This window comes from Streptomyces sp. AC627_RSS907, assembly GCF_019049165.1.
Genome location: NZ_JAGMUE010000198.1, coordinates 1 through 565, shown reverse-complemented (window position 1 = coordinate 565; position 565 = coordinate 1). Strand labels below are relative to the sequence as shown.

Genomic DNA, 565 nt, shown 5'->3' with positions numbered 1-565 from the left:
AAACCCTCTGCTTCGACCTGGCCCTGGACTACCGCACCGCGACCCGTGTCGCGCTGGCCGCGTCCGAGACCGCCCGGCCCGGCTCGGTCAAGGCCGCCGTGGGCCTCTTCCAGGCCCTGGGCAAGAACGTCAGCGTCATCGACGACATACCGGGCCTGATCGTGGCCCGCACGGTGGCGATGCTCGTGGACTTCGCGGCCGACGCGCTGGGCCGGTGCGTCGCCGAGGCGCACGACATCGACACGGCCATGCGAAAGGGGGTGAACTACCCGCGCGGCCCGCTGGAGTGGGGCGGCGAACTGGGCCCCGAGTGGGTGCGGCGGGTGCTGGAGAACCTGCACGCCGCCTACCCCACCGGGCGCTACGCTCCCTCGCCGCTCCTGGTCCGCCGTGCGGCGGCGCGCCGGGACCTGCTCTAATCGTGGCCATGGCCAAGCGCGACACCTACACGCCCGAATCGCTGCTCGCGGTCGCCGTCGAGGTGTTCAACGAGCGCGGCTACGACGGCACCTCGATGGAGCACCTCTCGCAGGCGGCGGGCATCTCCAAGTCCTCGATCTACCAC

2 protein-coding genes are annotated in these 565 nt (G+C 71.5%); both read left to right on the top strand.

Annotated elements, in window-relative coordinates; all coding sequences use genetic code 11:
• A partial coding sequence (locus tag KUM32_RS31435) for a 3-hydroxyacyl-CoA dehydrogenase family protein (RefSeq protein WP_254406411.1) occupies positions 1 to 419 on the top strand: 419 nt, incomplete at its 5' end.
• Positions 420 to 421: 2 nt separating this feature from the next.
• The coding region (locus tag KUM32_RS31430) for a TetR/AcrR family transcriptional regulator (protein ID WP_217145358.1) at positions 422 to 565 on the top strand (144 nt) is incomplete at its 3' end.